The sequence below is a fragment of the Acrocarpospora catenulata genome, assembly GCF_018476525.1.
Lineage (GTDB): Bacteria > Actinomycetota > Actinomycetes > Streptosporangiales > Streptosporangiaceae > Acrocarpospora > Acrocarpospora catenulata.
The window spans coordinates 364,271-389,524 of record NZ_JAHCST010000001.1 but is presented as its reverse complement, the minus strand read 5'-3'; the positions used below and the strand labels follow the sequence as shown (position 1 = coordinate 389,524).

Annotated in this window: 27 protein-coding genes and 1 pseudogene; 16 read left to right on the top strand and 12 right to left on the bottom strand. The window is 70.5% G+C overall.

The genetic code is table 11. The features are described from left to right. Positions 1–25: 25 nt before the first annotated feature. Positions 26–703: a deoxyribonuclease V gene (nfi, locus tag KIP79_RS01760; RefSeq protein WP_214102868.1), complete on the top strand. Its 678-nt coding sequence runs from the start codon at positions 26–28 to the stop codon at positions 701–703. A 157-nt stretch (positions 704–860) separates the two neighbouring features. Here nfi and KIP79_RS01755 read toward each other — a convergent pair whose 3' ends face one another. Further along, positions 861–1,688 (bottom strand): SAM-dependent methyltransferase, encoded by an 828-nt coding sequence (locus tag KIP79_RS01755; protein ID WP_214102867.1) that lies wholly within the window; start codon positions 1,686–1,688, stop codon positions 861–863. 207 nt (positions 1,689–1,895) lie between these two features. Between KIP79_RS01755 and KIP79_RS01750 the strand changes: the two genes are divergently transcribed. Beyond that, positions 1,896–2,411 (top strand): DUF302 domain-containing protein, encoded by a 516-nt coding sequence (locus KIP79_RS01750; protein ID WP_214102866.1) that lies wholly within the window; start codon positions 1,896–1,898, stop codon positions 2,409–2,411. Here KIP79_RS01750 and KIP79_RS01745 read toward each other — a convergent pair. Further along, positions 2,408–3,340: a helix-turn-helix transcriptional regulator gene (locus KIP79_RS01745; RefSeq protein ID WP_214102865.1), complete on the bottom strand. Its 933-nt coding sequence runs from the start codon at positions 3,338–3,340 to the stop codon at positions 2,408–2,410. The genes KIP79_RS01750 and KIP79_RS01745 overlap by 4 nt on opposite strands. An 80-nt stretch (positions 3,341–3,420) precedes the next feature. Here KIP79_RS01745 and KIP79_RS01740 point away from each other — a divergent pair, with 80 nt between their 5' ends. After that, entirely contained in the window at positions 3,421–3,831 is a 411-nt protein-coding gene (locus KIP79_RS01740; protein WP_214102864.1) for a VOC family protein, read from the top strand. Here the strand turns inward: KIP79_RS01740 and KIP79_RS01735 are convergent. Next, positions 3,821–4,825, bottom strand: coding sequence for a DUF2278 family protein (locus tag KIP79_RS01735; protein ID WP_214102863.1), 1,005 nt, complete (start codon positions 4,823–4,825; stop codon positions 3,821–3,823). The two genes, KIP79_RS01740 and KIP79_RS01735, sit on opposite strands and share 11 nt — an antisense overlap. A gap of 202 nt (positions 4,826–5,027) precedes the next feature. Between KIP79_RS01735 and KIP79_RS01730 the strand changes: the two genes are divergently transcribed. From KIP79_RS01730 to KIP79_RS01720, 3 genes are all read left to right on the top strand, one after another. Next, positions 5,028–5,603: an RICIN domain-containing protein gene (locus KIP79_RS01730; RefSeq protein ID WP_214102862.1), complete on the top strand. Its 576-nt coding sequence runs from the start codon at positions 5,028–5,030 to the stop codon at positions 5,601–5,603. 164 nt (positions 5,604–5,767) lie between these two features. Then, positions 5,768–6,790, top strand: coding sequence for a DUF418 domain-containing protein (locus tag KIP79_RS01725; protein ID WP_214102861.1), 1,023 nt, complete (start codon positions 5,768–5,770; stop codon positions 6,788–6,790). 10 nt (positions 6,791–6,800) lie between these two features. Then, positions 6,801–7,049 carry a hypothetical protein gene (locus KIP79_RS01720; protein ID WP_214102860.1) on the top strand — a complete coding sequence of 83 codons (249 nt, stop codon included), beginning with the start codon at positions 6,801–6,803 and terminating at the stop codon, positions 7,047–7,049. A gap of 105 nt (positions 7,050–7,154) precedes the next feature. Here the strand turns inward: KIP79_RS01720 and KIP79_RS01715 are convergent, their stop codons facing one another. Both KIP79_RS01715 and KIP79_RS01710 read right to left on the bottom strand, forming a co-directional pair. Continuing rightward, on the bottom strand, positions 7,155–8,267 hold the full coding sequence (locus KIP79_RS01715) for a glycerophosphodiester phosphodiesterase (protein ID WP_214102859.1): 1,113 nt from the start codon (positions 8,265–8,267) through the stop codon (positions 7,155–7,157). 134 nt (positions 8,268–8,401) lie between these two features. Beyond that, positions 8,402–9,388: a zinc-binding alcohol dehydrogenase family protein gene (locus tag KIP79_RS01710; protein WP_214102858.1), complete on the bottom strand. Its 987-nt coding sequence runs from the start codon at positions 9,386–9,388 to the stop codon at positions 8,402–8,404. Between the two features lie 119 nt (positions 9,389–9,507). Here KIP79_RS01710 and KIP79_RS01705 point away from each other — a divergent pair, with 119 nt between their 5' ends. Beyond that, positions 9,508–10,368 (top strand): SMP-30/gluconolactonase/LRE family protein, encoded by an 861-nt coding sequence (locus KIP79_RS01705; RefSeq protein WP_214102857.1) that lies wholly within the window; start codon positions 9,508–9,510, stop codon positions 10,366–10,368. Between the two features lie 18 nt (positions 10,369–10,386). Here the strand turns inward: KIP79_RS01705 and KIP79_RS01700 are convergent, their stop codons facing one another. Beyond that, positions 10,387–10,920 carry a helix-turn-helix domain-containing protein gene (locus KIP79_RS01700; RefSeq protein WP_214102856.1) on the bottom strand — a complete coding sequence of 178 codons (534 nt, stop codon included), beginning with the start codon at positions 10,918–10,920 and terminating at the stop codon, positions 10,387–10,389. A gap of 68 nt (positions 10,921–10,988) precedes the next feature. Between KIP79_RS01700 and KIP79_RS01695 the strand changes: the two genes are divergently transcribed. The 5 genes from KIP79_RS01695 to KIP79_RS01675 all read left to right on the top strand — a co-directional run bounded on the left by KIP79_RS01695 (position 10,989) and on the right by KIP79_RS01675 (position 14,438). Beyond that, on the top strand, positions 10,989–11,207 hold the full coding sequence (locus tag KIP79_RS01695) for a hypothetical protein (protein ID WP_214102855.1): 219 nt from the start codon (positions 10,989–10,991) through the stop codon (positions 11,205–11,207). A gap of 230 nt (positions 11,208–11,437) precedes the next feature. Next, on the top strand, positions 11,438–12,082 hold the full coding sequence (locus tag KIP79_RS01690; protein WP_214102854.1) for a hypothetical protein: 645 nt from the start codon (positions 11,438–11,440) through the stop codon (positions 12,080–12,082). A gap of 41 nt (positions 12,083–12,123) precedes the next feature. Beyond that, on the top strand, positions 12,124–12,627 hold the full coding sequence (locus KIP79_RS01685) for a C40 family peptidase (RefSeq protein ID WP_308169509.1): 504 nt from the start codon (positions 12,124–12,126) through the stop codon (positions 12,625–12,627). Between the two features lie 108 nt (positions 12,628–12,735). Continuing rightward, on the top strand, positions 12,736–13,236 hold the full coding sequence (locus KIP79_RS01680) for a SigE family RNA polymerase sigma factor (RefSeq protein WP_214102853.1): 501 nt from the start codon (positions 12,736–12,738) through the stop codon (positions 13,234–13,236). Beyond that, complete coding sequence (locus KIP79_RS01675; protein WP_214102852.1) at positions 13,233–14,438, top strand: TolB family protein; 1,206 nt, start codon at positions 13,233–13,235, stop codon at positions 14,436–14,438. Before KIP79_RS01680 ends, KIP79_RS01675 begins: the two co-directional genes overlap by 4 nt. A gap of 54 nt (positions 14,439–14,492) precedes the next feature. On the opposite strand, the gene KIP79_RS01670 is transcribed toward KIP79_RS01675, so the two are convergent. The 4 genes from KIP79_RS01670 to KIP79_RS01655 form a co-directional block, all read right to left on the bottom strand. Then, positions 14,493–15,506, bottom strand: coding sequence for an alpha/beta fold hydrolase (locus KIP79_RS01670; RefSeq protein ID WP_214102851.1), 1,014 nt, complete (start codon positions 15,504–15,506; stop codon positions 14,493–14,495). Between the two features lie 120 nt (positions 15,507–15,626). Beyond that, a complete protein-coding gene (locus KIP79_RS01665; protein WP_214102850.1) occupies positions 15,627–17,459 on the bottom strand; it encodes a helix-turn-helix domain-containing protein in 1,833 nt (610 codons plus the stop codon). Position 17,460: 1 nt separating this feature from the next. Next, positions 17,461–18,258, bottom strand: a complete 798-nt coding sequence (locus KIP79_RS01660; RefSeq protein ID WP_214102849.1) for a 3-hydroxybutyrate dehydrogenase — start codon at positions 18,256–18,258, stop codon at positions 17,461–17,463. A 67-nt stretch (positions 18,259–18,325) separates the two neighbouring features. Beyond that, the gene (locus KIP79_RS01655) at positions 18,326–18,910 is read right to left on the bottom strand and encodes a TetR/AcrR family transcriptional regulator (protein ID WP_250212489.1); all 585 of its coding nucleotides are present in this window, start codon (positions 18,908–18,910) and stop codon (positions 18,326–18,328) included. On the opposite strand from KIP79_RS01655, the pseudogene KIP79_RS01650 reads away from it, so the two are divergent. Continuing rightward, positions 18,888–19,538: pseudogene (locus KIP79_RS01650) on the top strand (ATP-binding cassette domain-containing protein); the annotation flags it as partial. The gene KIP79_RS01655 and the pseudogene KIP79_RS01650 overlap by 23 nt on opposite strands. Positions 19,539–19,599: 61 nt before the next feature. Here the strand turns inward: KIP79_RS01650 and KIP79_RS01645 are convergent. Beyond that, positions 19,600–20,283 carry a hypothetical protein gene (locus KIP79_RS01645; RefSeq protein WP_214102847.1) on the bottom strand — a complete coding sequence of 228 codons (684 nt, stop codon included), beginning with the start codon at positions 20,281–20,283 and terminating at the stop codon, positions 19,600–19,602. 824 nt (positions 20,284–21,107) lie between these two features. On the opposite strand from KIP79_RS01645, the gene KIP79_RS49155 reads away from it, so the two are divergent. From KIP79_RS49155 to KIP79_RS49150, 3 genes are all read left to right on the top strand, one after another. Continuing rightward, positions 21,108–22,667 (top strand): FtsX-like permease family protein, encoded by a 1,560-nt coding sequence (locus KIP79_RS49155; RefSeq protein WP_443611853.1) that lies wholly within the window; start codon positions 21,108–21,110, stop codon positions 22,665–22,667. Positions 22,668–22,738: 71 nt separating this feature from the next. Beyond that, complete coding sequence (locus KIP79_RS01635) at positions 22,739–23,887, top strand: hypothetical protein (protein WP_214102845.1); 1,149 nt, start codon at positions 22,739–22,741, stop codon at positions 23,885–23,887. Next, complete coding sequence (locus KIP79_RS49150; protein ID WP_214102844.1) at positions 23,884–24,234, top strand: DivIVA domain-containing protein; 351 nt, start codon at positions 23,884–23,886, stop codon at positions 24,232–24,234. Before KIP79_RS01635 ends, KIP79_RS49150 begins: the two co-directional genes overlap by 4 nt. Before the next feature lie 203 nt (positions 24,235–24,437). Here KIP79_RS49150 and KIP79_RS01625 read toward each other — a convergent pair whose 3' ends face one another. After that, positions 24,438–25,025: a hypothetical protein gene (locus KIP79_RS01625; RefSeq protein WP_308169508.1), complete on the bottom strand. Its 588-nt coding sequence runs from the start codon at positions 25,023–25,025 to the stop codon at positions 24,438–24,440. Between the last annotated feature and the right edge of the window lie 229 nt (positions 25,026–25,254).

Sequence of the window (25,254 nt, the reverse complement as noted above, 5' to 3'; positions counted from 1 at the left end):
CTGATGGCTGCGGTTTTCTGCTGCGGTGGGCGATCTTTCTATCGGGCAGCTCAGCGGCGACTGGCCGACCACCGCCTCCCAGGCCGAGGCCGTCCAGGAACGCCTGCGCCCCCTCGTCGACCTGACCACCCCCGGACCGGAGTCGGCCGAGCTGGTGGCGGGGCTGGACGTCGGGTACGCGGCCCACTCGGACGAGGTCACCGGTGCGATCGTGGTGCTCGACTCGGACCTGCGGGTCGTCGACCAGGCCACGGCCCGCCAGAAGGCGCGATTCCCGTACATTCCCGGCCTGTTCGCGTTCCGCGAGCTGCCCCCGCTGCTCGCCGCCCTCGACCACCTCACCGTCCAGCCCGACCTGCTGATCTGCGACGGGTACGGCCTGGCCCACCCCCGCCGCTTCGGCCTCGCCTGCCACCTGGGCGTGCTGACCGGGCTCCCCACCGTCGGCGTGGCCAAGACCAGCTTCGTGGGCACCCACCAGCCGCCCGATCTCGAACGCGGCAGCTGGACCCCTCTCCTCCTGGACGGCACGACGGTGGGCCGCGCGCTCCGCACCCAGACCGGCGTGAAGCCCGTCTACGTCTCCCAGGGCCACCGCATCAGCCTGGAAAACGCCACCGCCAACGTGCTCCGCGTCACCCCCGCCTACCGCCAGCCCGAGCCGATCCGCCTGGCCGACAGGCTGTCCCGAGCGGAGGACTGAACGCCGCGGCGGCGCAGCAACAGCCACCCTGCCGCACCGATGGGGCCCGCCTTGGTCCTGACCGGCAGTCGGACTGGCGACGGTGGCGGTGGGATCGGCCGGAGCGGGCTTCCTAGGGGTGCCGAGAGCGGCGATGAGGGCGGCCGGGCGCCGGAGACTAGGGCTTGCGGGCGAGGCCGCCCCAGCAGGCCACCTCCGGTGCGGCGCCCCACGGGTCCGGGTCCGGGCGCCAGTTGACCACCGAGACGACGCCCGGTTCGAGCAGTTCCAGGCCGTCGAAGAAGTGGCGGATCACTTCGGGGCTGCGGGGCTTGTAGGGGACCGCGCCGCTGCCGCCGTTGTATCCGGTCAGCGCCTTGACGTACGCGGGGTCGGTGTCGGTGCCGTCGTACAGGGCCAGGTAGCTGCCGGAGGGCAGCGCGTCGAGCAGGCGGGCGATGATGTCGCGGATCTCCGCGTCGTCGGCGACCAGGCCCATGATGCCCATCAGCATGAGCGCGGTCGGCCGCTCGAAGTCCAGGGTCTTGGCCGCCTGCTCCAGGATGTAGCCGGGGTCGCGCACGTCGGCCTGGATGTAGGCGGTGGCGCCCTCGGGGGTGCTGGTGAGCAGGGCCTCGGCGTGCACCAGCACCAGGGGGTCGTTGTCGACGTACACGATCCGGGAGCCGGGGGCGATGCGCTGGGCCACCTCGTGGGTGTTGTCCACGGTGGGCAGGCCGGTGCCGATGTCCAGGAACTGCCGGATGCCCGCGTCCTCGGCCAGGTGGCGCACCACCCGGGTGAGCATGTACCGCGACTGCCGGGCGATGTCGACCATGCCGGGGAACACGCCGAGCACCCGGTCGCCGGCGGTGCGGTCGATCGGGTAGTTGTCCTTGCCGCCCAGCAGGTAGTTCCAGACCCGGGCCGAGTGGGGCCGCGAGGTGTCGATCGTCACCTGCCCCGGCCGCGCGGTGTTCCTGTCGGCCACGTTCTCATCAGCCACGGGGGTGCTCCCTCGCTTCGTCACCTTGGGCAGGGCTGCCGGCCTCGGCACGAAAGCACCAATGCGGCCGACGTCGAACACGTCGCACGAAATCCGCTGAGATCATATCCCTCTACCGCTTATGGGGGAGATTCCGGTGAAACATGTCGCCGAGGCGTGGGCGTTTATGGAGTAAAAGGGGGAGTTATGTCCATGCCGTCAAACAACGTGACAGATGTCGCTTACGAGGCCCATCGGCTGACCGTGGACACCGGCGTACCGTTCGAGGAGTTCCGGCAGCGGTACGAAGCGGCGGTCCCGGCCCTGGACCAGCCGGTGTTCGAGCGGCTCATCCGGGAGGACGCCGACTGGCCCGCCGTGCTCAGGGCCACCGAGCGGAACGCCCCGCACGGCTTCATCATCTACTGGTCCTTCGACAACACCGCGCTGCTGCGCCTGTCCGGGGACCGCTGGCGGAGCGTGCAGTACCTGATGGGCAACCACACGATCGCCCAGCGCATGTTCCACCACAACCCGGCCGTCATGGAGTACGCGCCCCTCCGCACCACCCTCTACGAGGACGCCGGCGGCGTGACCCGCTTCGCCATCGACCAGCCGAGCCGCCAGTTCGGCGGCTTCGACGACCCGGCCATCGCCGCCGTGGGCGTGGAACTGGACCACAAGGTCGCCGACCTGCTGGAATTCCTCGACGCGCCCGTGCCTCAGCAGCTCAGATCCGGCTAGGCGCAGGCGTACCGCACCGCCAGGCTGTGCAGCAGTTCGCGGAGTTCGGGCGGATCCAGCACGGTGAAGGGCACGTTCAGGGTGCCCAGGAAGGCGGCGAGGTTGGCCAGGGAGTCGCCGCCGGTTTCCAGGACGCCGTCCTCGTGCAGCAGCCCGGCGGTGGGCGGGAGCACCTCGGCGAGCCGGTCGAGCGGGGCGTGCAGGCGGACCCGGGCCTGGTGACGCCAGGCGGTGGAGCCGACGCCGCGGAGGACGTGGGTGGCGGCGTCCTCCGGGGGTTGGCGGGGGGTGAAGCGGGGGCCGTTCGGGGTGCGGGGCTGGATGCGGTCGGCGCGGAAGGTGCGCCAGTCGGCGCGGGCGGTGTCCCAGGCCAGCAGGTACCAGCGGCGTCCGGTGTAGACGAGGCGGTGCGGTTCGGCGGTGCGCGGCCCGGCGGTGCCGTCCCGGTCACGGTAGTCGAAGCGAAGTTGCTCGTGGTCGCGGACGGCGGCGGCGATCAGGGCCAGCGTGCCGGCGTCCACGGTGGGGCCACGGCCCGCCACCGACACGGTGGCCGCCCGTACGGCGTCGATGCGGTGGCGGAGCCGGGACGGCAGCAGCTGCTGGAGCTTGGCCAGGGCGCGCAGCGAGGTCTCCTCGATGCCGGTCACCGTGCCGGAGGCCGCCGCGTGCAGGCTGACCGCCACCGCCACCGCCTCCTCGTCGTCCAGAACCAGCGGCGGCAGCGCCCGGCCCGCGCCCAGCCGGTAACCGCCCGCCGCACCCGGAGTGGAGTGGACCTGGTAGCCGAGCAGGCGGAGGCGCTCGACGTCGTTGCGCACGGTCCTGGTGGTGACCTCCAGGCGTCCGGCCAGTTCGGGGCCCGGCCAGTCGGGGCGGGACTGGAGCAGGGCGAGCAGGCGGAGCAGGCGCACCGAGGTTTCCAGCATTTCCGCGTTCCCCCTTCATTGCGGAATCGGAGGTTCCGCAATGGCTCCTAGCGTGCCAGTACCACAGAGAGGAGCACACCATGTTGCGAGGACCGGCCACCGTCAACTTCTGGGCCGAGGACCTGGAGGCCGCCAAGGAGTGGTACGCGGAACTGCTGGGCGTGCAGCCGTACTTCGAACGGCCGGGGAACGGCGAGCCCGCCGCGTACTACGAGTTCCGGATCGGCGACTACCAGGCCGAACTCGGGCTCGTCGACCGGCGTTACGCGCCGCCCGGCGAGCCCGGTGGCGGCATCGTCCTGCACTGGCACGTGGACGATGTGCAAGGGGCCTTGGACCGGCTGCTGACGATGGGGGCCAAGCCGTACCTGCCGCTGACCGCACGGGGGGAGGGGTTCGTGACCGCGGCGGTGGTCGACCCCTTCGGCAACGTGCTCGGTGTCATGTACAACCGGCACTACCTGGAGGTCCTGGACTCGGTCAGAACGTGACGGTCCACCCTTCGCGCCTGGCCTGGTCCTTGGTGTACGAGACGCCGTGCACCTTGAGACCCGCCGGGTCGAGCAGGGTGATGGCACCGCCGCTGTTGCCCAACTGCAGGGCGTCGGCGACCGACAGGCGCAGGGTCTCCCCCGCGGCGATGGCGCCGGTCAGCGGCAGGGTGCGTTTGGCCTGGTCGGCGAGGCGCCAGCCGTCCAGGGTGAGCGTGTCGGGCGAGGCGTTGAGCAGGGTGACGGTCTCCCGCTCGGGGGCGGGGCCGACGGGGTTGACCAGCGCGGCGGCGATGCGGAGCGGCAGGTCGCCGGGGACCGGCCGGGACGGGGCGGTCACGAGGGCGTGGCCGGTGGTGTCGTCGGTGTGCCAGGCCTGGGACTGGAAGGCCAGGAAGATGGCGATCCACCGGTTCTCGCCGGGAAAGTGCAGGAGCAGGCCGCCGTCCTGCCAGACCCCGTCGTCCCGGCGGAACCGGTCGCTGTTGCCCTGATTCATGTGCACGTCGTGCACCCCGTTGCCGGGCAGGAAGCCGAAGATCTTGTCGCGGGTGGTGGCCTCCGGGCCCCAGCGCTCGCCGAAGACGTACAGGGCGGACGCGGGGTCGTTGGTGGCGCGCTCGACGTAGTGGTCGAGCTTGTCGGCCAGGTCGTTGTCGACGCCGGGGAGGTCGGGCGGGAGCGGGCGCATGCCGGCGGGGTCGAACAGGTTGCCGCGGATGTAGTCCAGGCTCGCCTGGCCGGGGCGGGAGGCCAGCGGCGTCCAGCCGCTGCCCGGGGCGGGCAGCAGCGCGGTGAGCGGGTGGGTGAAGTTCTCGTCGGCGAGGTAGAGCAGTTCGGAGGGCGCCTCCTGGGAGAGCACGTTGACGGCGATCCGGTAGTCGGTGCCCGCGTTGTCGCGCAGGTGGATCTGGTAGTGCGGGGTGTCGGTCTTTCCCTCCCGGCGCCGGTCCACAGGGCGGCCGGCGAGCACACCGTACGAGCGCAACGGCATGGGTGAAGCTCCAATCAGCACAAGAAACCGGTTTTACGAGCTTTTATCGATACAGCCCGAATTTAAATCGCGCAGGGGCGACATTTCGGGGTTTGCGGGAGACTCGGAGGGCCGTAGCCGCTCGCTCCCACACCATCATGGTCACTCCATGTACGTTAGTGATCACTGATTGTGTTCACAACCTGGAAGGGAGCGCCCTGCCATGCGACACATATTCGTCCCGGCTTTCGCCGCGGTGCTGGCCGCCCTGACGGCCACCGCCACGCCGGCGAGCGCCGACACCACCATCAAACCCATGACCTTCGTCAACCAGGACCTGGTCAACCGGATGGACGGCAGCCGCCTGCTGCTCGTCAGCGACGCCACCGCGGACGGAACCGCCGTGATGACCACGCGCGGCATCACCCGCGACGCCTTCCTCAGCGAGGCGTGGGACGCGGAGGGAACCTGGAGCCACCGCAAGCGGACGTGGACCATGACCCTGCGCAACCGCGCCGCCGACAAGTGCCTCCAGCCGGCCGACGACACCCCGGCCCGGGGCGAGGCGGTCGTGGTCCGCACCTGCGACGGCTCCGACCTCCAGAAGTGGAGTCTGCGCCTGGAGACCAAGGGCGGCAACACCCACCGCTGGTGGATCTGGCGCCCGGTCACCAACCTGCAGCTCGCCATGTCCGTCGGGTCGGTCGGCCCGGACTCCAACCAGATCACGCTGGACTACGCCTACCCGACCTACGACCGCATGTGGCTGCTCGGCCCGGACAACAGCAACTGGTGGTAACCCACCCAGACCCTTGAGGCCCAGGTGACCCCGCCAACGGCGGGGTCACGGCGTTTTGAGGGGCTTCACGTAGGCATGCACTTCCGGCTACCGGTCGAAAGTACGGTTCAGGATTGTGCTTTCGGCTTATGCCGGGAACCGGGTGATTTCCGCAGGATGAGCCCATGTCCACCGAAGATCACACCGCGGCCCTGAAACCCCGCGACACCACGGCCTCCCCCGGACGCCCCCGTATCGCCGCCCTCGACGTCATCCGCGGATTCGCCCTCTGCGGCATTTTGGTCGCCAACATCCTGCCCATAGCCAACCTGGACCACTCCGTTGTCCGTACCGACGTCCAATCGGGCGGGTGGGAGGCGCTTCTCATCGGCGGGCGCTTCTTCCCGATCTTCTCCCTGCTCTTCGGCGTCGGCTTCTCACTCCTGCTGAGATCGGCCGCGGAGCGCGCCCCACGGCCCCGCCTGATCCTGCTCCGCCGCCTGCTCACCCTGCTCGCGATCGGCCTGGTCCACATGTTCCTGATCTGGCCGGGCGACATCCTGACGATCTACGCCGTCATCGGCCTGGTGATCCTGTTCCCCTCGACCTGGCTCCCCCGGCAGGCCGTGGCCGCCCTCGCCGCCGTCCTCCTCGCGGCCTCCCTGATCTTCTCCGCCGGCGGCGGCTTCACCCTGGTCCCCGGCCTGCTCCTGCTCGGCTCGGCCCTGACCCGGTACGGCGTGATCGACCGAATCGAGACCTCGGCCCGGGTACCGGCCATCCTGGCCCTGATCTTCACCGCGCTGAGCGTCCCGGTCCTCTGGTGGCAGACGAGCGACGCCCCCGGCGCCCACAACGCCCTGGCCCTCGGCGGCCTGCTGGTCGCCGCCGCCTACGTCTGCGCCCTGCTGACCCTGCTGCACACCCCCCTGCGCCGGTTCCTGCGTGCCGTCTTCGCCCCCCTGGGCCGCATGGCCCTGACCAACTACCTCTCCGCCAGCCTCGTCGTCCTGGCCATCGCCCACACCCTGGGCCCGGTGGCCGCCTGGCCGCCGGTCAAGATCAACCTCACCATCGCCGCCATCCTCGCCACCCAGTGGGCCCTGTCCACCCTCTGGCTCCGCCATCACCGCCAGGGCCCGCTCGAATGGCTCTGGCGCTGGGCGACCTGGGGCCACCGCCCCACTCCCGTCGCGGTGGCGCGGTAGGGTCCCAGCCATGCCGACACCGCTCACCCCCGACGAGGAACACCGGTTCGTCCACGCGATGGCCGCCCACGTCGCCGAGAAGCTCGCCAACGGCGAGAGCTTCCGCGTCAGCGTCTACCCGCACGTGGCACACCTGTTCAGCGAGGTGACCAGCCAGGCCGCCACCCGCCTCGGCCGCCCGGTGACCGGCTACAGCAACGGCCGGGAGTTCTTCATCACGCTGCCTCCGAACGAGGAGCTCGAGGCAACACCGCGTTAACCTGCGAATCCGCATCATTGACTACTCCCCGCGAATTCCTCGATATGGGGAGAACTACGTAGCGAACGTGCGGGGGTGGATTCCCCCGCACGCTTCACAACCGGCTCAGGTGGTGCGGTCGAACAGGCGGTCGCGGGTGGCGCGGGCCAGGCCGGGGTCGTCGGCGAAGACGCCGTCCACGCCGAGTTCGAAGAGGCGCTCCAGCCAGCCCATGACGTCGCCGGTGGCCCGGGGGTAGGCGGGGGTGCCAGGGGTGCCGAGGCGGTAGTCCAGCGGGAGCTGGGCGTTCTCGTCGCGGATGGTGAAGGGGTGGACCTTCAGGCCGCGGCGGTGGGCGTCGCGGATCAGGGAGGTGGGCCGGCCCAGCTTGCCGGTGGCGTCCACGGGGATGATGCGGGTGGTGGCGGGGCCGATGCCGTCGGCGTACTTGGCGATCTCCTTCAGTCCGTCCGGGGTGATCAGGCTGTCGTAGGTGCGGGGGTCACCGGCCGCCACCAGGTCGTACGGCGCGCCGCTGCCGTTGATGAGCTGGATGATCGGCAGCTTGGTCTTGGTCCGCAGCTCCTTGAGGTTGGTGGTCTCGAAGGACTGGAGGAAGACCGGGGAGCGCTTGTCCCGCCAGCCGTGCCGGTTGAGCACCTCAAGCAACGGCTCCTCCAGGGACAGTCCGATGGAGTCGAAGTAGGTGGGGTGCTTGGTCTCCGGGTAGACGCCCACGCCGTACTTCTTGGCCAGCTGGACGACCTCGTCGAAGGTCGGGATCACGGCCAGCCCGTTGTAGGCGGTGTTGTCCGGGCGCAGGTCGGGGATGCGCTCCTCGGCCCGCAGGGTGCGCAGCTCGTCGAGGGTGAAATCCTCGGTGAACCAGCCGGTGACGGACGACCCGTCGATCACCTTGGTGGTCCTGCGGTCGGCGAACTCGGGGTGGTTCTCCACGTCCGTGGTGCCGGAGATCTCGTTCTCGTGCCGGGCCACCAGGATGTGGTCCTTGGTGGAGACCAGGTCAGGCTCGATGTAGTCGGCGCCCATCTTGGCCGCCGCCTCGTACGACAGGAGGGTGTGCTCCGGCCGGAAGGCGGGCGCGCCCCGGTGGCCGATGATGAGGGGCCGCTCCCCGCCGAACCGGTTGGCGGTCGCGTCGCCCGGAGCCAGGACAGAGATCAGCGCTCCGCCCGCGAGCACGGCCAGCGCGCCGGCCAGCACTCGGTTTATCACCATGACGTTTCCTTTCAGTACGAACTCGCGGGCACGCTAGTGACGCGACCTGTCCCGGGCATGGCTGCCCAGTTAACGATCAGTGGGTACGCATGGTCAGATCAGTTGACACGTGACCTTTCAAGGGGTGACGGCGCTCACCAGCCCGCCACCACCACCTTGCCGATGCTTCTCGCGCTCTCCATCAGCTGGTGTGCCTCGGCGAGGGTGGCCGCGCCGATCGGCCCCAGGCGTTTGGTCATGGTGCCGCGCAGCTGACCGGCGTCCACCAGTTCGGCGACGACGTTGAGCAGGTCGTGGTGGGTGGTGTCGCCGGGCGCGTACAGGGGCCGGGAGAACATCATCTCCCAGTGCCAGGTGAGGCTCTTGGCGAACAACTCCGACGCCCGGGCGTCCACCTGGTCGAGGGCCGTGACCTGGCCGAACGGTTTGAGCATCGTCGCGTACGCGGTGAGTTTCCCGGCCGAGTACGGGCTGAACACGTACTCGACCCCCTGCGGCGCGATCTCCAGGACGGCCGCGGCGAGGTCGCCGTGGTGGTCGACGACGTGATGGGCGCCCATCTCCTCGGCCCAGGCCCGGGACTCCGGCCGGGAGGCCGTGCCGATCAGGGTCAGGTCGGGGAACTGCTGCCGGGCCAGCTGGAGCAGCATCGAGCCGACCCCGCCGGCCGCGCCCACCACGACCATGGTGCCCGTGGCCTCCCTGGCCAGCCGGAACCGATCGTGCAGGGTCTCCCAGGCGGTGATCGTGGTGAGCGGCAGGGCGGCCGCCGCCGCGAAGTCCAGCCCGGCCGGTTTGCGGCCGACGACGCGCTCGTCCACCAGGTGGTATTCGGTGTTGGTGCCCGGGCGGGCGATCGACCCGGCGTAGTAGACCTCGTCGCCGGGCTGGAACAGGGCCGCCTGGCCGCCGACGGCCTCCACCACACCGGCCGCGTCGTAGCCGAGGATGCCCAGTTCGGGTTTGGCCGAGCGGCGGGCCCGTTCAATGACGTCCAGCGGGTTCACCGAAACCGCCTCGATCCGGACCAACAGGTCGTGGCCCTCCGGCGACGGGATCGGCATCTCCGCGTCCACCGCCACGTTCTCCCGGAACCCGACCACCCGCATCATGTCCGCCATGCTGCCGCCTCCCCCGATTGGTGACTCTCCGTGACTATCCATTGCATCACGTCACCAAGGATCACCTCGCACCGATAGCCGGATAATCGTCGTGTTCGCTACGACCGGGAGCGTGCCCCATGATCGAGGTCTTCAGCGAGACCCCCTGCCGGCTCGGCGAGAGCGCCCTGTGGGACGGCAGGCGCCTGTACTGGGTGGACATCCCCGGCCACCGCCTGTACGCCAGGGAGTGGCCGGACGGCGAGATCCGCACCCTCGACCTGCCGGAACCGGTCGGCAGCGTGGCCCTGCGCGCCGGGGGCGGCCTGGTCGCCGCGCTCCGCCACGCCATCGCCTTCTGCGACCTGGACCGCGGCACCGTGGACGTCGTCCGCGAAGTCGAGACCGACCTACCCGGCACCCGCCTCAACGACGGCGCCGCCGACCCGGCCGGCCGCTTCTGGTTCGGCTCCATGGACCTGGCGGAAACCGACCCCACCGGCTCCTTCTACCGCCTGGACCCCGACCTCACCGTCACCCGCGCCTTCACCGGCGTGATCTGCTCCAACGGCCCCGCCTGGAGTCCCGACGGCCGCACCCTCTACCACGTCGACTCCCTCCGCCGCGTCATCCACGCCTACGACCACGACCCCGCCACCGGCACCCTCGGCCCCCGCCGCCTCTTCGCCTCCGACGAGGGTCACCCCTGGTTCCCGGACGGTCTCACCATCGACGCCGAAGGCTTCCTCTGGAACTGCAAGTGGGACGGCGCCCGCGTCACCCGCTACGCCCCCGACGGCACCATCGACCGTGAACTCCCGGTCCCCGTCCCCCGCCCCACCCGCTGCGCCTTCATCGGCCCCGACCACACCACCCTCGCCATCACCACCGCCCGGATCGGCCTCACCCCCGGAGCTCTCGCCGAGGCCCCGCTGTCGGGCCACGTCCTGCTCACCGATCCGGACGCACGCGGCCTGCCCGCTCCGGTTTTCGCCGGATAGTTCTATACGGCCTTATCCCTATACAGCCTTGTCCCCGGGGAGCAGCACGGTGGTGAGGATGCGCAGGCGGCGGCCCTTCTTGGGGGCGTTGGCCAGGCGGGGCTGGAGCACTTTGAGCAGGTCGCGGAGCATGTCGGCGTACTCGGCGTCGTCGAGCCACATGCCCGCCATGCGGTAGGTGGCCCCGTCGCGGATCGGGTCCACGTCGTCGCGTTCCACGTACCGGTCGAAGTCGGCGAGCAGCCCCGCGACGAAGGCCATGAACGCCTGGCGGTGGTCGTCGGTGGTCATGGTCTCGGCCTCCTCGGGGGTGATGATCGCGGCGGCCACCCGGAGCACGTAGGTGCGCTCCAGCGCGCCGCGGACCCTGTGCTCGGCGACCACCTGGAGCACACCGGCCTGGACCAGCCGGGACACGTGCCGGTAGAGGCTGGCCGGGGGGATGTCCGGCAGTTCGGCGATCAGGTCGCCGGTGGTGAGCGCCCGGTTTCCGAGAAACGCCTGCACAATCCGCAACCGGACCGGGTGCAGGAGCAGATCAGCGCTGGTCACCTCTACCACTCTAGTTACACACTCTCAATCGTGCTAACGTTCTTAATAGTGAGAATGGACATAAAGGGGTGATAGCCGATGAGTCCGGAAATCCTGGCACTCCTGACGCTGACCGTCGCCTTTACTGCCTGACCGACCTCCGCGACACCCCGGAGGAGGACGTCCAGGTCTTTCCCCGCTGGCTGTGGGCCGTGATCATCTGCTTCGTCACCGCCCCCATCGGCGGCATGGCCTACCTCCGCTACGCCGTCCCCCGCGCTGATCCTCCTATTGGCAGCAACGGGTAACCATTTGGGCGCGATCAATAGCCAGTAGTTATTGCTAACCGGCGCGCGGCACGCTCCAACCAAAAATTGGAACGGTATAAGTCCTGCGGCGGATTCGAGTAGCCATGTTGAGCGGAATCAGGCGGGCGAGTACCGTCCGGACCGGCATCGTCATTGCGCTGGCCACGTTGGCCACGGCCTGTGGTTCTCCCCCCGAAGAAACGATCGCGATATTCTCCCAATCCCCTTCGGTGGTAACCCCGGAGGCCACCACCCCGCCCCCTGTCGAAGTCCCGTCCCCGGCCCCGACAGCGACCCAGGTCCAAGCGGTCGACAAACGGGCCGACAACCGGATCGACAACCGGGGAGGCGACGACGCGGACCCGACCCCGACCCGGAAACCAACCGGGCGATCCACCGAGAAGCCCGCCGCCGCTCCCACCAAAAAGCCCGTCCGCAAGCCCACCAAGAAGCCCAGCAAACCGGCAGAACTCACGCTGCCCGTGGAACTGGCCGTGCGCAGCGTGATCCAGTTCGACCAACTGAAGGGCAAGCCCCAATGGACTTCCGGCAGCCAGGCCCGGCTGGCCGGTTCCCGATGGAAGTTCAACAGCTCCGGCAACTTCACCGTCTACGCCGACGCCAACCTTTTCCCGCTCACCGGCTCGTACACCAGGGAAGACGCCACCACCCTCCACTTCGAGGCCAGCGCCTCCAACGTCAACCCGGGCGGCACCTCGTTCACGTCCCTCACCGGCACCCTGGTCCTGCTCGACTCCGGCCTCCACGTGGCCGGCGCCTGGAGCAGCGGCGCCACCTACGGCGCCACGGTCAACGACCAGGACTTCGCCAGTAGCACCTCCTCCATGTACGAGTTCGAAATAGAAGTGGCCTGAAATTTGATCACTTGTCCGGAAAACTGGCTAGCGTCCGGGGCGTGAAACGGTGGTGGCTGGCACTGGGCACGGCAGGACTGCTCGTCGTCCCCGGCTCAACAATCCTGGACAACACGGAATCCCGGGTGCTCGCCGCCGCCTACGCCCTGCTCGGCAGGTTCCCGTACTCCTGGGGCGGCGGCCACGCCGAAACCCCCGGCCCCTCCCGCGGCACCTGCAAGGGCTACCGCGGCGACATCAAACCCTGCCCCGCACGCAAAACCCGCGGCCTGGACTGCTCCGGCCTGGCCCGCTGGGTCTACCACATCGCCCACGGCCGCGACGTCCTCGGCCCCGGCAACACCGACGCCCACTTAAAACGCCTCTACCGCGTCACCACCCCCCGCCCCGGCGACCTGGTCTTCTACGGCACCCCCAAACGCACCCACCACGTCGGCATCTACATCGGCCACACCAAAATGATCAACGCCTACGCCACCGGCACCCGAATCCGCATCGACAACATCACCACCGTCGACGACCTCCTGGGCTACTACCGCTACTAGAAACCCACCTCAAGCGACTCCTCATCCACGCAGCTGATCCTGTGACCGCGATTCAACAGTTCGGGCCGTGAAGCCGTCTCAATGGTGTCGGATGGCGAAAGGCACACATTGGATGACGACTCGCGCTTCGCGGACTTCGTCGCTGAGCGGGCGGACGCGCTGCTCCGGTACGGGTACGTGCTCAGCGGCAACCCGCACGACGCGGCCGACCTGACCCAGGAGGCGCTGATCCGCCTGCACCGGGCGTGGTCCCGGGTGCGGCGCAAACAGGACCCGGAGCGCTACACCCGGGTCATCATGGCGCGGCTGCACGTCAACGCCTGGCGTTTCCGGCGCAGGGAACGCCTGGCCTGGGATCCGCCGGAGCAGACGCACCACGCCGACTTTCCCTCCGACGGCGAGCAGGGGCTGTGGCGGGCGCTGGCGGGGCTGCCGCCCAAGCAGCGTGCCGTCCTGGTGCTGCGCTACTACGAGGAACTCACCGACATCGAGATCGCCGGGGTGCTCGGCATCTCCCGGGGCACCGTGCGCAGCCACGCCTCGCACGGCCTCAACCGGCTCCGTACCACCATCGCCGATCCGGCGGACAGCAGGAGGGGTGCCCGATGAACGGGAATCTGGAAGACCGCATTCGCAGTACGCTCGGCCACGCCGCCACCCGCGCCCCCCGCGCGCCCGGTGGACTCGCCACGGTGGTCGTGTCCCGATCGCGGCGGCGCCGGCTCAGGGCGCAGGCGCTGACCTCGGCGGTCGCGGTGGCGGTGGTGGCGATCGGGGTGGGGGTGGTGATCCGCGGCCCGGGCCCCGTCACGGTGGAACCGGCGAGCCCGTCGGAGGCGGTGGCCTCCCCTGCCACGGAGCCGAAGCCCTGGACCCCGGCGACGGAGACCGTCGAGCAGGTCTGGCCTGACGCGGTCTGGCGCATGCCCCGCAAGCTCGCCGGGGATGTCGAGGCCCGCCCCCGGGTCTTCCTGGACGACCGGACGCTCTTGCTGGAGACCTGGGAGAGCCACGAGAAGGTCGACGCGATCTACGCCTACGACCTGGTGGACGGGACCAGCCGCAAGATCGCCTCGATCAGCACGCCGAAGGGGGTGTTCGCCTCCGGGTTCACCCCGGGGAGCGGCCGGATCATCTGGATGACGTACGAGTCAGGAAATATGCGGCTCTGGTCGGTTCCCGTCGAAGGCGGTGCGCCCAGCGAGATCCACACCGACCCCCCGATCCGCGGCATCAGCGACCACCTCGCCATCGTCGGCGACCGGATCGTGTTCTCCATGGCCGACGGCGGCGTCTACACGCTCCCCCTCGACGGCGGCACGGCGACGGCGCTCCCCAACGGCGCGGGCCTGCACCTGCTGCGCTGGCCATGGGCCGGCACCCCAGGCCACCGCACCCCGAACGGGGAGATCGCCTTCCAGCGCCTGACCAACGTGGAGACCGGCGAGAGCGCCCTGGCGGCGGCCAACCCGGGCGAGATCATGGTGCGCTGCGGGATCACGATGTGCAGCGGAATCCGCCCCGGCGGCTCCACCGGCTTCGCCCGCCTCCGCGACGGAACCCAGGACCGCGATCTGCCCGGCCCCTCCTACGGCGGCCTGGCCGCCGACCGCTTCATGACCGTGCGCCGCTCCCGCTCCTCCGGCCAGGACCTGTACGACCTGCGCACCGGCCGCTCCGCCGACCTCGGCATCCGGTCCGACGCCAAGGGCGAGTCGGTCGCCGTGGAACCGGGAATGGGCGACGGCCGCCTGCTCTCCTACCCGCTCGGCGACGAGTACGTGATCATCGACCTCGCCCGCATCCCGTGACGAGTAGTCGGCGCAGGCCGGGTGGCAGAGGACCACACCCGGCCCGCGCCAGGATCACGCCGCCGCTCCGGCGAGGTGGGCGCGGAGCGCGGACAGGAACTCCTCCGGCTTCTCCAGGTGCGGGCTGTGCCCGCAGTCGGCCAGCACCACCTCGGTGAACGGCCCGTACGCGGTGAGCGCCGCCCGGGTCTGACTCACCATCGGCTGCGCGGGCGTCCCGGGCGACCCGGGCACCACGCCCAGGACCCCCAGGTAGGCCAGGTCGAACAGCGAGGTGTCGGAGACGATCACGTCATCGGCCCCCCGGATCCACAGGATCGGCGGCTTGGCCGCAGCCGCCGCCAGATCCAGCCGGAAGTGGGTGGGGGCGATCGTGTTGAGGACCCCCTTGGTGCCGGGCGCCACCCCCGGCCAGTTCTCCGAGGTCGCCGCCTCCCCCGGGTAGTGGTCCTCCCCCACCCGGGTGGTCAGCATGGACTCCACGTAGTAGTCCTCGTCCGCGATGACCGCCCCCGGCTTGACATACGCGGTCCGGAACACGTTTCGCGGCGACAGCGGCGAGGAGTCCCCCCGATCCCCCTCGACGAGCAGCTTCACGAAGTCCGGGTTGGCGCCCCCGGCCCCCGACCCGGTCCCGTCCGGATGGGTCAGCTTTCCGTCCTCCCCCTCGGTCCCCCCGAACCCGTACGGCGAGACGGGGTTGACCAGGGTCACGCTCGCGAACACCTCCGGCCGGTCCAGCAAGGCCTGCAGCACCACACCGCCGCCCAGGCTCCACCCGACCACGTGCACCCGGTCGAGCCCCAGCGTGTCGACCAGATCCAGCACGTCGTCGGAGTAGTCCCGCACCCCTCGGGTGGCGTCCACCGGCGCCGGGTCGCTCTCCCCGAACCCGCGCAGATCCACCGCGAGCGGCCGATAGCCGTCGGCCAGCGCGAGCATCGGATCCCGCCAGAACGCCGCCGAGGATACGTTCCCGTGCACGAACAACACGGCTTCCCCGGCCGCGCCCTCGACACTGAGTACATTCTGGGCGAGGCGGGAAGTGGTGATCCGCTCGTTTCGCATACCGCCGTCTCCTTCGTCGTCGGCCGTCCTCGGGCTAACTTATGGGCGAATGCGTCCCACTCCTATGGCGGCGGTCCACATAGCTGAACTCGGCGTGATGGCGTGCGGACACGCGAAGTCTCACGGGTGCCGCAGCCGGTGCACGCGCAGTGCGAGCTGGATCTCCAGGGCCCGCTCCGGCTCCTGCCAGCCCTCCCCGAGCAGCCTCCCCACCCGGTCCAGCCGCTGGGTGACGGTGTTGACGTGGATGTGCAACGCTTCGGCCGTACGGGACAGGGAACATCCGGTGCCGAAGTAGGCGCCCAAGGTCCGGATCAGCTGGGTGCCGCGCCGTTCGTCGTAGTCGGCCACCGGCCCGATCGCGTCGGTCAGGAACGCCCCCACGTCCCGCCCGCCGCCGATGAGCAGCCCGACGAATCCGAGCTCGGCCGCGCCCGCCCCGTCGCCGCTCCGGCCGAGCGCGCGCAGCGCGTCCGCGCACCTTCCGGCCTCCTGGTACGCCTCCGGCACCGCCCCCGCCAGCGCGCCTCCCGCGGTGGCCGGGGAGCCGAGCGACTGGCTGAGCTCGGCCGCGACCCGCCGCGCCAGCAGACCCGGTTTGTCCCCCGGCAACAGCAGCACCACCTCGTCGCCGCGCGCGGTGGCCAGCCCCCCGGTCAGCGCGGCCTGCGAGGACGCCCAGAACGCGGCCCGTTCCCTGCCGCCCTCGTGCCTGGCCACCACCAGCACGTGCGGCTGCTCCAGGTGCACGCCCAGCCGCCGGGCCCGGTCGGAGAGTCCGTCCAGTTCCGGGCGGGCGATGAGATCGTCAAGCAGCTCGCCGCGTACCCGGCCTTCGGCGTCGGCCACACTCCGCCGGAACAGCAACAGCAGCGCGGTGACCAGCGCGGCCCGCTCCAGGATGCGCTGGTCGGCGGAGGCGACCGGGTGATCGGTGCGGAGCACCAGCGTGCAGAGCGGCGCCGCCGCCACGTCCACCGAGGCCACGAAGGCATCCCCGCGCCGCACGGTACGCCCGAGCGCGCGCGAGGAGCGAGCCGCCTCGGCCACCCCGTCGTCCAGTTCGGCCGGCCCGACCAGCGGCAGCCCCTCCCCGTCCAGCACGGTCAGCCGCCCGCCGAGCACCTCGGTGACCACGGCCGCGACGTCCTCGATCCCGCCCCCGCGCAGTACCAGACCGGTCATCCGGTCGTGCGCCCCCGCGGCCCGCTCGATCAGGTCGCTGTGCTCCCTGATCAGCGTGTTGGCCTCGCTCAGCTCGGTCAGCGCGGCCCGGGTCTCCCCCAGCAGCCTGGCCGTGTCGATGGCCACGGCGGCGTGCGCGGCCAGCGAGCACAGCAGCGCGACCTCCTCCCGCACGAACGGCCGCGCGGTCCGGTTGGCGGCGAACAGCACCCCGATGACCTGGGTTCCCAGCCGGAGCGGCACCCCCAGGATGGCGACCAGGCCCTCTTCCTGGACCGCCTCGTCGATGGTGGTCGTGTGCCGGAACCGCTCGTCGGCGAAGTAGTCCGGCGTCGTGTACGGGGTTCCCGACTGCGCCACCAGTCCGCCGAGCCCGGCGCCCATCGCCAGCCGTAGCTGCCGGAACCGCGCGGAGATCGACCCGTCGGTGACCCGCATGTACGTGTCCCCGCGCTCCGGGTCGTTCAAGGTCAGGTACGCGATGTCGGCCCCCAGCAACTGCCGCGCCCGGTGCACGATCGCCTCGAGCACGGCGTCCAGATCGCGCAGCCCCGCCAGGTCGCCCGCCGTGTCGAACAGGGCCGACAGCTCGGTCTCCCGGCGCGCCCGGTGCCGCAGCAGCGCCCGCACCCGGAGCGCCGCGATCTTGTCCTGGTCCAGCGCCTCCAGGGTGGCCGCGTCCGCCCCCGCCGCCCTGGCCGCCAGCACGGGCCCCTCGAACTCCACCGCCGAAGCCTCCCGGGCGAGCAGTTCGAGGAAAACGTTCATGTCAGCGCGCGCTCCATCCACCGTCGATCGGGATCGACACACCGGTGATGAACGATCCCTGCGGGGCACAAAGATAAGCGACCATCTCGGCCACTTCGTCGGGTTCGATCAGCCGCTTGATGGCCGCGGGCTGGAGCATGATCCGCTCCACCACCTCGTCCGGCTCGATCCCGTGGGTCTCCGCCTGCGCCACGATCTGGTTCTCCACCAGCGGCGTCCGTACATAGGCCGGGCAGACGCACGTCGAGGTCACCCCGTACGCGCCGCCCTCCAGCGCGATCACCTTCGACAGCCCCTCCAGCGCGTGCTTGGCCGTCACGTACGCCGCCTTGTACGGCGAGGCCCGCATCCCGTGCACCGAGGAGATGTTCACCACCCGTCCCCAGCCGCCTTCCTTCATGTACGGCATGGCGGCCCTGACCAGCTTGAACGGCGCCTCCACCATCACCCTGAGTATCTTCGCGAAAACCTCAGGTGGGAACTCCTCGATAGGCGCCACATGCTGAAATCCAGCATTGTTGACGATGATGTCCACCGAAAGCCGGACATCCTCACCGGCGGGCGTCCCCGGCACCTGATCCCGGATCCCCTCCAGAAACCCCGGCTCGGCCAGATCCACCGCCACCGCGATCCCCCCGACCTCCGCCGCCACCTTCTCGGCCGCGTCCCCCCTCAGATCGGCCACGATCACGTGCGCCCCCGCCTCGGCCAGCCGCCGCGCACAGGCCCGCCCGATCCCACTCCCGGCCCCCGTGACCAGCGCCGTACGCCCAGCGAGATCCCTCTCCACACTCCTCATGCTCGAAAAATCTAGGCCGCCCCACCGCCCCGTCCCATGGGCCACACCGACATAGTCACACCCGCGACTATGTATCCGACGACCGCGTATCGACCGCGCCTGCCTGGATGCCGTCGAGAAGCCAGGCAAGACCGACGGAGAAGGTGGTATCCCAGTCGCTGTCCACGACGAGGGGGCCGTGAGTGGCCAGGACCGGATAGCGGTCGCGGTAGGCGTAGAGGTGATCACGGGCGCTTTGCGGCACGGCCTGGCCCTCGCGGGTCGTCCACGTCGCCTGCATGAGCGCCGAACCGATGACGTAGTTGGACAGGCCGTAGGCGGCGGCGGTCAGCTGCGGCTCGGTGACCCCGGCCCCCAGCAGGGTGGCGTACAGGAACTCGCTGCGGGCAAGCACGTTGGGCCCCAGCATCGGACGGCCGAGCAGCGCCGCCGACCAGGGATGTTCCAGCAGGGCGGCATGCCATCCGGTGATCAGCGCGGTGATGTCGGCGCGCCAGTCCCGACCACCCGAGCGCGGGATCTCGACCGCCGCGAAGATCGCGTCGAGGGCGAGATCGAGAACGTCGTCCTTGGTCTTCACGTGCCAGTAAAGCGTGGTGGAGCCGGTGCCGAGGCGCTCGGCCAGCCGCCGCATGGTCAGTCGCGCCGTCATCTGCGCAGGCCTGGAACTCACCGGACTGATGCGGCCCTTCGACATCGAGATCTGGTACGGCGAACGCGTGGCTGTCCTCGGCTCGAACGGCTCGGGCAAATCTCAGTTCCTCCGACTGCTGGCCGAAGCGACGGAGGGCACTGCACCCTCCGTGCGGCACACCGGTTCGGCACGGCTGGGAGCCCGGGTGGTGCCCGGCCACTTCGCGCAGACCCACACACGACCCGACCTGTACGGCCGCACCCCCGCCGAACTGGTGATGACCGGGTACGCCCGCGCCTTGGACGAAACCATGGCCGCGCTCGCCCGCTACGAACTCGCGCCGGCCCGGGACCAACGCTTCGAGACCCTGTCCGGCGGCCAGCAGGCCCGGCTGCAGATCCTCCTGCTGGAACTGTCCGGTGCGACCCTCCTGCTGCTCGACGAACCGACCGACAACCTCGACCTGGCCAGCGCCGAGGCCCTGCAGCAGGGCCTGACCTCCTTCGCCGGCACCGTCCTGGCCGTCACCCACGACCGCTGGTTCGCCGCCGACTTCGACCGCTTCCTCATCTTCGGAACAGACGGAACCGTCTATGAGACCCCCGAACCGGTGTGGAATGAGGCACGAGTCGACCGCCCCCGCTGATAGGTGGATACGACCCGCAGCGGATCGTCGGCCTTGTGAAGGTACCGAGGGTGTTCTGGGGCTACGAAGCACGTCGCGTAGAACCGCGAGTCCAACCCAGGCGGAGGAAGCGGATGACGGCGAAGCCGATACTGGTGGCGGCCAACGTCCATACGATCGTTTTTCCTATGGTCTCGATCACCTCGTTTCTGCCGGGCGGCAGCAGAATCATTTGTACGGTGGCGCCGATCGGGACGGTCAATCTGGCGAGCAGACCGATCACTCCTGGTCGTTTGACGCATGCACCGATGGCGCCCAAGGGCGCTCCGAAGATGACGCTGGCGAACCACCACACGAGTGGTTCGGATTGGTACCAGGGGAAGTCCATGCCGTTGCGGATGGTGTCCACGACGCTGTAGGCGGCCGTGGCCGCAAGCAGGGCCAGAGCGCCGGCGGCAGCGCCCCGCAACAGTCCTGCGGGGCGGTTCTCCTCGGTGCGTGTGACCAGCCAGCCCACTGCGACGGCCAAGCCCGCCCAGGCCCAGCCGGAGTCGAGTAGCACGCTGATGATTTCCGCGATTGACCACCCGCTGGTGGTGTAGGCGCGGCTTTCAAGATCGGCGTAGCTGTGGGAGAGGGCGTTCACGAGGGAGGTTGCCGCGCCGAATCCCGCGCCGACTGCCAGGGCGGCAACCAGGATTCCCACGGCGCGGGTCACACGCGAGCGGCCCTGCGGTCGACCGTGCTGTCGCTGATCGTCAGTCACGATGTCTTCCTACCGTACGGATCATGATGTGCAGGTCTGTTCGACTTGTCGCGATCTCTGTAGTGGGTCCTGGGGGTTAACCCCCTGGGCGAGGTGAGCAGGTCTGCGGGTGAATAGGTCCTGTGTCGGCTGTCTGGGAGTGGCTGAGGGTGGACCTGCGGCGGCGGGTTCGGTCGTTGGTCGCGCTTGGGGTGCTGGTGGCCCTGGGGGCGGGGGCGGTGATGGCGACCACGGCGGGGGCGCGGCGGGGGATGTCGGCGATGGATCGGCTGCTGGCGGTCACGCAGCCGGTGACGGCGATGGTGCAGCCCAATCAGCAGAACTTCGACTGGGACGCGGTTCGGCGGCTGCCGGGGGTGGCGGCGGTCGGTTCCTTCCTGTTGGCCGACATCACGCTGGAGGGGTACCCGGAGGCTGCGGTCACGCTTCCGTCGACGGATGTGGAGTTCATGTCCTCGCTCGAGACCGCGGTGGTGCTGGCGGGACGACTACCCGACGAGACGCGCCCGGACGAGGCGACGGCGCCGGAGCCTTTCCTGGCGGAGACCGGGCTGGCGCTGGGGGATCAGGTCGTCGCCAAGTTGCCGGACGGGGCCCGGCAACCGTTGCGGATCGTGGGGGTCGTCCGCACGCCGATCATGTTGAACTTCACAGAACTGATCACCACTCGGGCGTTCGCCGTCAAACATCATGCGGCGCTGATGCAGAACTCGGGCGGGGTGAACAACGCCGTCGTAAGGCTGAGCGACGGCGAGGCCGGGCTACCCGCCTTCCAGCGGGATTTCGCCAGGCTCACCGGACAGGACGACATCGAGATCAACAACATGGCCGCGATGAACGCCAAGCACGCGAAGGCGGGCGACTTCGAGGGCACCGTGCTGCTCGGCATGGCGCTGGCCGCGCTGGCCGCCTCGATGGTGCTGATCAGCCAGGCGGTGGTCCGGTACGCGGCGGCCTCCACCGAGGATCTGGCGGTGTTGCGGGTGCTCGGGCTGACTCCCAGACAGGCGCTGACAGCCACGGTGACCGGTCCGGCGCTGGCGGCGATCGCCGGGGTGGCGCTGGGCGCGGGGGCCGCCGTGGCCGTCTCGCCGCTGTTTCCGATCGGCAGCGCGCAGGAGGTGGAACCGTACCCCGGGGTGTCGGTGGACGGGGTGGTGCTCGCGGCGGTGGCCGTGCTGATGGTGGTGCTGGTCACGCTGTCGGCGGGGCTGGCCGTGGTCGCCCGGCGGGCGGGACGGGGGCGGGCGTCCGCCGTCGCCAAGGCCGCGGATCGGCTCGGACTGCCGACGCCGGTGGTGCTCGGCATCCGGCTGGCACTGGAGCCTGGGCGGGGCGGCACCGCCGTGCCGGTACGGCCGGCGCTGGCGGGGGCGATCGTGGGCGTGCTGGGGGTGCTGGCCGCGTTCACGTTCCGGGCGGGCGCCGTGGACGCGGCCGGGGATCCGGCCCGTTTCGGGCAGACCTTCCAGTTGATGGGCTGGATCGGCGCGGGCGGGGAGGACTTCAACCCGCGGCCGCCGGCGGAGTGGTCCCGCGACCCGGACGTACGTGCGATCAACGACACCCGGGTCGGGGTGATCTCCACCCGCTCGGCCTCGGTTCCGGTGTTCACCCACGAGCAGCCGTTCCCGGTGGTCGTGCTCAGCGGTCGGATGCCGGGCGCGCCCGGGGAGATCGCGCTGGCCCCGGACTCGGCCCGGCAGATCGGAGCCAAGATCGGCGACCTGCTGCCGGTCAAGGGCCGGGCGACCGGTTCGCTCCAGGTGACCGGGATCGCCTTCGTGCCCGAGGGCCCGCACAACGGGTACGCCGTGGGCGGCTGGCTGACCGGCGACGGATTCCAGCGTCTGTTCCCGGACGGCTACTTCAAGTTCCATTTCAGCCTGTTCGCCCTGCGTCCAGGGGCCGACCTTGCCAAATGGACGGCGGCCGGGCTGGAGCCGGCCGCGGTGCCGATGCAGGTCAAGCAGATCGGCAACATTCTCGTCCCGCCCCTGGCCCTCGGCGGGTTCCTGGCGCTGCTGGCCATCGCCGCCAACGGCCACGCGCTGGCCACCGCGATCCGGCGGCGCCGCCAGGACGTGGCCGTACTGCGGGCGCTCGGGTTCACCCGTGCGCAGTGCCGACTGGCCGTGGTCACCCAGGCCACCACGCTGGCCGTGATCGGCCTGCTGGTCGGGATGCCGCTCGGAATCGCGCTGGGCCGCTCGCTCTGGCGGGTGGTGGCCGACCTCACCCCGCTGCTGTACGTCCCGCCGCTGGCCCTGTTCGCCGTACTGCTGGCGGCACCGGTCGCGCTGGCCGTCAACAACCTGCTGGCCGCCCCCGCCGCCCGGCGGGCCGCGCGGTTCCCCCTCGCCACCCAGTTGCGCTCGGAATAGCCAAGCGCGTGTAAGCTCAGAGTAACTGGATATCAACTCTGGGTAATCATTGCTGGTAGAGGTGGTGCCTTATGGACGACCTATCCTCCGGAACCACGGCCTGGCTGGCCGTCGGTCTGGTCTCACTGTCCACCCTCGGCGGCGCCTGGCTGGCCAGGCTCGAACATCGGCGGCTGAGCGGTTGGCTGGCCGTCGCCTCCGCCTTGATGCTGGTGACCGCGCTGGCCGACCTGCTTCCTGACGCCTGGCATCACGCCACCGACAACGGCGTGCCGCTCTGGTGGGTGGGTCTGGCCACCGCCATGGGCTTCGTGGTGGTCACCTATTTCACCCGGGGCGGCCACGGCCACGGGCAAGGCGGCTTCACCCCCGCCCGGCGCGGGCTGCACTCCCCCGGTGCGCACCGCCGAGTCAAGGAGGTGGTCAGCGCCGCGCTGTTCGGCGGCATGGGCACGGCCGCCGCGCTCGCCGTGCACCGCGCCATCGAGGGGGCGACGCTGGCCGTCTCCGCCTCGGCCGTCATCGTGATCGCCCTGATGGTGCACTCGGCCAGTGAAGGGCTCGCGCTGGCCGCGCTGCTCGACATGGCCCGCCAGCCGCTGGGGCCCTGGCTGGCCCTGTCCTGCGCCAGCCCCGCGGTGGGCGTGGTGATCGCCACCATCCGCCCGTTGCCCGGCCGCCTGGTGCCGATCCTGCTCGGCATGGTGACCGGTGTCCTGTTGCGTACGGCGGTGGTGGGGCTGCAGATGCTGTCCAGCCGCCAGAAGAACGGGCGGCTGCCCCGGCGGTACCTGTGGATCGCGAGCGGCGCCGCGGGGGCGATGGTCGCCGTCACGGGTCTGCTGCACTTGATGCCCGGTGCCGCGCACCCCGGCGGCGGCGCGATGGCCCGCACCCCCGTGCAGTCGCCCACCCCCAGACCGGCCCCGACGCCGACGCCGACCCCCAGCCCTTCCCCGGTCGACCGGTGGTACCTGCGGGCGGCGCTCGCCTCCGGCCGTCTGTCCCTCAGCCAGCTGATGGACCGCACCGACCTGGTGACCAGGGGCACCTACATCGCCTGGCTGCTCGGCGCCCTCCCCGGTTACGAGGAGGCCGACGTCAGCGCGCTGCTGAAGGCCACCGGCATCGGCCCCCGCCACACCCTCGGCGAGCTGACCCGCCGCCAGCGGCGCACCCTGCTCGACGCGATCTCCGACACCGGAAAGGCCATCCCATGACCGGACACAAGCTGCTGTCTGCCGACGACGTGCGGAACATGGTCTTCACCACCGTGCGCCTCCGCGAGGGCTACGACCTGGCGGAGGTCGACGTCTTCCTCGGGCAGGTGGAGGCCACCCTCGCCCGACTGCACCGGGAGAACGAGCGGCACCGGGCGGCCTCCCCCGAACAGGCCGCCGAGCTGGTGGCCGCCGCCCGCGCCGAGGCAGACGTGATCATCGCCGAGGCTCGGGCCCGGGCCGAGGCCATCGAGCGGGAGGTCCACGAACGCCTGCGCGCGGTGGCCACCTCGCTGGCCACGGTCACCACCGACCTGCAGCTCTTGCCGGGCGGCGGGACCGGCTGACCCGGGCGAACGCGGTGACGGCTCCCTGCCGGACGGCGTGGCGGCCTCGCGCCCGACGCCACGGTCGCCCGCCCGGGTCTGGGCGGGCGACCGCCAGCCGTTGTTCAGGGTCAGCGCGTCTTCGCGGCAGCCGAGAGGCGGGGATCTCGCGATCAGCGACCATCGGCGCCAGAAGCAGCCGGGCAGGAAGGCTTCCCGACATATCAGGGAATCTGGTCGAGTTGGGTGATGATCGGCTCGACGAGGGCGTTCAGTTCTCGTACCAGGACCAGCAGCGCCCGGTGTGCCGATTCGGTCAGGCCCTCGTCGGGGCCGTCCGGGGCCGGGGGAAGGTCGTCGAGGGGAAGGGGCGCGTCCACCAGCAGGACCGGGCGTAGGTACGGGATCTTGCTCAGTTCGCGCTCGGCGGGCTCCACGTACTGGCCGAAGATCTCCGGCCAGCCGTGCCATCCCCGGTCCTGCCACCAGGCCCGCGAAGCCGTGAGGGCGGCCGGAGCCGGCGAGACCATGGAGATCCGGGCGATCAGCGTGCCGTCCCAGCTGTTGCGTACGCACTCGGCGGAGAGAATCCGCCGATGCCAGCGGACGAATCCCGGATCGGCGAGCGGTGGCGTGGCCACCATCCAGGCCGCACAGGCGAACGCGACCGGCGCGACGTCCCCCCAGACACCCGCGAACGCCCCGACGTACTCCTGGACCAGCTCCGAATAGCGGCTGATCCCCGCGTGCGCCCGCTCCCGGTCTCCCCGGCCATCCATCCAGAACGCTTGATGCTCGGACGGCGTCCCCACTGACCCTCCCTCCGACGCGATCGGCGGCGACGCCCCGCGGAGGTCTGGAACTGCTCGCAGATGACGCCATCACCCAAGTGACCCTGATTCTGGAACAAACCCAAGGCTGCCACGGGCCGAATTCGCCGCCAGCGGACGACTCGCCGTCCCACGCCGACCCGACCGGCGACTTTGCCGCGGCACGGGCCCGGCGGCAGGGCGGAATTGTCAGTGGGGCCTGGCAGGATCG